This window comes from Calothrix sp. CBUCES-K 9914, assembly GCF_059640475.1.
This window is the reverse complement of the sequence record NZ_JBXXZH010000362.1, coordinates 1-4452: the sequence shown is the minus strand read 5'-3', so window position 1 is coordinate 4452 and position 4452 is coordinate 1. Positions and strand designations below refer to the sequence as shown.

General features: G+C 42.4%; 3 protein-coding genes and 3 pseudogenes. 2 read left to right on the top strand and 4 right to left on the bottom strand.

The genetic code is table 11. From position 1 onward, the window contains the following. Positions 1–336, bottom strand: a pseudogene (locus AC2JBO_RS41280) (photosystem II q(b) protein); the annotation flags it as partial. Between the two features lie 253 nt (positions 337–589). Between AC2JBO_RS41280 and psb34 the strand changes: the two are divergent. Next, entirely contained in the window at positions 590–760 is a 171-nt protein-coding gene (psb34, locus tag AC2JBO_RS41275) for a photosystem II assembly protein Psb34 (RefSeq protein WP_496959419.1), read from the top strand. A 273-nt stretch (positions 761–1033) separates the two neighbouring features. Here the strand turns inward: psb34 and AC2JBO_RS41270 are convergent, their stop codons facing one another. Next, on the bottom strand, positions 1034–1216 hold the full coding sequence (locus tag AC2JBO_RS41270; RefSeq protein WP_496959418.1) for a CTB family bacteriocin: 183 nt from the start codon (positions 1214–1216) through the stop codon (positions 1034–1036). Positions 1217–1297: 81 nt separating this feature from the next. Next, positions 1298–1522: pseudogene (locus AC2JBO_RS41265) on the bottom strand (four helix bundle protein); the annotation flags it as partial. Here AC2JBO_RS41265 and AC2JBO_RS41260 point away from each other — a divergent pair. After that, positions 1521–1739 carry a hypothetical protein gene (locus tag AC2JBO_RS41260; RefSeq protein WP_496959417.1) on the top strand — a complete coding sequence of 73 codons (219 nt, stop codon included), beginning with the start codon at positions 1521–1523 and terminating at the stop codon, positions 1737–1739. The pseudogene AC2JBO_RS41265 and the gene AC2JBO_RS41260 overlap by 2 nt on opposite strands. 249 nt (positions 1740–1988) lie before the next feature. Here AC2JBO_RS41260 and AC2JBO_RS41255 read toward each other — a convergent pair. Continuing rightward, positions 1989–3929, bottom strand: a pseudogene (locus AC2JBO_RS41255) (hybrid sensor histidine kinase/response regulator); the annotation flags it as partial. Positions 3930–4452: the final 523 nt, after the last annotated feature.

Genomic DNA, 4452 nt, shown 5'->3' with positions numbered 1-4452 from the left:
GCTGTTGTTGAAAGAAGCGTATTGGAATATTAAACGCCCGAAGTAACCGTGTGCTGCAACGATGTTGTAGGTTTCTTCCTCTTGACCAAACTTGTAACCATAGTTTTGGCTCTCAGTTTCGGTTGTTTCACGAACCAACGAAGAAGTTACCAAAGAACCGTGCATAGCAGAGAACAACGAACCACCGAACACACCAGCTACACCTAATTGGTGGAAAGGATGCATCAATATATTATGCTCTGCTTGGAACACCAACATAAAGTTGAATGTACCAGAAATACCCAGAGGCATACCATCAGAGAAAGAACCTTGACCAATTGGGTAGATTAAGAACAATACTTCTAAGGGTCAGTAATTCTTACAATTGTAATCAGTTTTACTTATCTTGTGGAATGGGCGCCTAGGAAAGCCCGTTCGTCTCCACAATCACACATATATATAGAGGATGGCGCCTGCCAACACCGCTCCTCCAATCTTTAATAAGCGATTCTTATTAACGCCATCAGCCCTTTAAAGTCAAGTTATATTGACACTTTGTAACAAATTTGTTACTATTCTTTACATAAAGTAACAAATTCAAAAAAAGATTATGTATACCACAGTTAACGAAGACGGCGTTTTAAATAACTACGCAACCGAACCTCAAATGTACTATGCCGAATACCCTGCAATTTGGGAACAACGTCGCTATCTTGCCCAAGGTGCGTTTGCAACATTACTCGTCGCTGTTTTGGTTGTAGCTGCATTTGCAGTTAGCTAATGCTCACCCTCCTAACTCTATCTCTTTTCTCCCATTAACACAGCATCCAAGCAAAACCTCGGCAAGTAGCACCGGGGTTTTTACGTCAAAATTTTGATGTTTTCTACTTTGGATGAAAGCAAACATGAATGCAGTGATATAGCCTGCGCGCGGGTTGCGCCACCGATTGAAGCGCTCTCTTGTAACTTTAGAGTGTAAAAACGGCGCCACTATTTCAATAGAGGCGCCGTGCAGGATTATTTCAGAAGTGATTGTCGGTTGAAGAGACTATAATTATTTAACAGCGATTGCTTGACCAGCAGTGCTGAAAATTTCTTGTAAGTTAGTAACAGAACCAGTGTAGCTGCCACCAGGACCCGCGAAAGTCTGTTGACCAACAGCTAAATTCTTCTGTGAAAAGCTATTAGAAGCATCCGAAGCAAAACCGCCAACATCACAACAATTCGCAAGTCGCAATTCGCAATTCGCAATTAATTACTAATTTTAGAATTGATTTTTTCTTTAATTTTGCGGGTAGAAGTTACCAGAATCTTTCCTATCTCTTTCTTCCTTTAATGCAATTTCTAATTTATGGAGAAAATCTTTATCTGATTGTGCGGATTGTGCTTCTCTTACATTAGCACCAATACTAGTTCCGCTACGTAATAACTGTTTTGATAATGTTTTACAGACACCTGGCTTCTCATCTAAAAAATCGCAAGCTTTAATTATTCTGATAGCAAATAATTTTGTTCTTTCTGCAATGGTAATATTTTTTTGCATGATTAATAAACCAATTCATAATATTATTATACCAGTAAATAATAATTTATTAACGAATAAATTGATTAATTATTTATTAATTGCGAATTGCGAACTGCGAACTGCGAATTGTAATAATACTTTTTATGGGGAAGGCGCCTCATACTTTAGTTGGAGTTGCCTAAAGTATGTATTAGGCGCCCTACAACAGAAACAATGTTGGCGCCGTTATATTTAAACCCGCATTGGATTTCAATCCAATGCGAGTCGGATAAGTACGTTAAAACGCACTCTTTATTCAAACATATAAAACCTTGTTCTTATTAGTCCATTTTAATGGACTTCAGCTACTAGCATGTACATTTGATGTACATGCGGGTATGAAATAACATGATTAACCTTGGGATGATTATTGGCGCCGTTATATTTAACCCATGTACAGCGGCGCGCGCAGTCTTATATAAATTATCATTACTGAAATTTTAATTTAACCATTTGGACTAACCAACTTCTCCCCCTTCAACATCCGCGCGGCAGCTTCCAACAATGCTTCTTCCAAATAAGGTTTAGTAAAATACCCACTGGCGCCCAAATTTATAGCCAAAGTTTTATGTTTATCGGCGCCTCTCGATGTCAGCATAGCAATAGGTAACTGACTCAAACTCGGTTCTTTAGATATACGAGATAACAACTCCAGTCCATCGCAGCGTGGCATTTCTATATCACAGAATACTATATCACACGGTAAACCTGAACGTAATTTTTCCCACGCTTCTTGACCATCGCGCGCTTGTTCCACTCTATACCCTGCTTTATTAAACGATAGTGATAACAATTCACGTACTGTTATCGAATCATCTACTATTAACACCGTTGGGTCAATAGGGGCGCCAGTAGACTCTGTACCATTTGGAGTAGCATCAAAAAATGGTACTGGACTTCTAAACGCTGTACGTCCCTGGAATATATCTATAATTTCCAACACATCCGCAATTGGCATTATTCTACCATCCCCCAACACCGTGGCGCCTGCAACTCCCAAAGGCTTCGGCGCCGGACCCTCAAACTGTTTAATAACTATTTCCTGCTCACTCAACACAGCGTCCACCTGCAAACCTATTAACGTAGATGCCGAACGTATCACCACCACCGACACCATATCATCATCCCGCGTACCCCCATACACACTACCGCGACTCAAGTGACGGTTCAACGTTAACAACTCCTTCAACGGTTTGAACGGCAACTGCATATCTCGCCACACTATATATAACTCCCCATCTTTATTCTTTTGTATACTCTTCACAGGTATATCCAGCGTATCCTCAACCCCGTCCATTGGAAACGCTATCCGCGCTTTATCCCATACACAACACAATGCTTTACATATACTTAGCGTCAACGGTAAACGTATTGTAAAACTCGTCCCCTTCCCAATAGTCGAATCAGTATTAATTGTTCCCCGTATTTCACTGATACTGGTACGGACAACATCCATCCCCACCCCACGACCCGCTAAATCATCAACTTTATCCTTCGTAGTAAAATTCGGCTGAAACAACAACTCGTATACTTCCATACGCGATATTGTAGTAGCTTGCTCCGGAGTTATCAAACCAACTAAGATTGCCTTTTGTTTCACATAGTCAGTATTAATACCCGCACCATCATCCGATACAGAAAGCACCGTTTGGTTTCCCTGATGAAACGCGCGCACTGTTATTATCCCCACAGGTTGTTTACCCTTACTTACTCTCTCCTCTGGAGTTTCAATACCGTGAGCAATAGCATTATTCAGCATATGTATCAGCGGGTCAGTCAAATGCTCCAAAATCATTTTATCTATTAATGTATCTTGACCCTCAATAACTAACTCAACTTGTTTCCCACACTTGATAGCATTATCCCGCACACCCCGCTTCACCCGGTCGGTTACTATCGAAAACGGAACCATCCGCGCGCGCGTCAAACCCTCTTGTAACTGCGTCGTCACCTGTCGAAACTGCCTTGCAACCCTCTCAGTTTCCTCCGTCACAAAATCAATATCCGAAGCTGACTCCCTTACCCTAACAATCAACTCTATCATCTCCTGCGATAAAGTATGGAACGGCGTAAACCTATCCATCTCCAGCTCAGAAAACCCCCGCTCCGTATCCTTATTACTTACCGCAACACTATAACCCCCACCCACACCATATTTTCTCGTTGCCAATAAAGATGCTTCCAATAACGAACGTTCGTACAATTCCTGCATTCTGGCGCCAACATCACTGAGATGGTGTATTTGAATTAATAAATTATCCAAAGACTGACGTAACCGTTCCTGGTCTTGTTCAAGAGTATTACGGTTAACAACCAACTCTCCAACCAAGTTACTCATATCATCAAGATGCTTAACTGGCACTTTCATCAACTGTTCAAAGCGCGCGGTACGTCTAGTTGCAGCACGACTCGAAACACCTTTATCACGTTTCGATGCTCCAGGTATATTATCCGAGGCAACGAAGAGCATCTTTTCCAAGTCGCCAAACTCCAGAACATCTATATTATTATTATCAACATCACTACCCAAAGCATTCTCAACAACATCATTATTAGAAGCTTCTATTACTGAACTTGGAGTTACATTATTACCCAACAAAGCTTCGAGAGCAGTAAACTCGTCACTCGACAAATCAACCCCGGGATTGCCCTCGGCATGGCTGCTAGCATTGCTGCATCAATCTCCCAGATCCCAGACTGCAGCCTGCAGCGGCTTCTGCGTGGCTGCTGCTTCTGCTTCTTGCTCTGGGCAAGTCCTTCTGCACGTGCTGGACCCTGGCCCTGCCGCTTGTCAGCATTGGCAGCAGCATCTGCTGCGGGCGCTGCAGTGTCTGGCTCACCAGGCAGTGGGCGCTTGAGCTGCTTGTGCTGCTTATGCTGCGCGACAACGATTGAACTCTGCCGTGCAG

Bases quoted from the DNA above. Each gene is read 5' to 3' on its own strand.
- psb34 (WP_496959419.1), top strand. From the start codon at position 590: ATGTATACCACAGTTAACGAAGACGGCGTTTTAAATAACTACGCAACC.
- AC2JBO_RS41260 (WP_496959417.1), top strand. From the start codon at position 1,521: ATGATTAATAAACCAATTCATAATATTATTATACCAGTAAATAATAAT.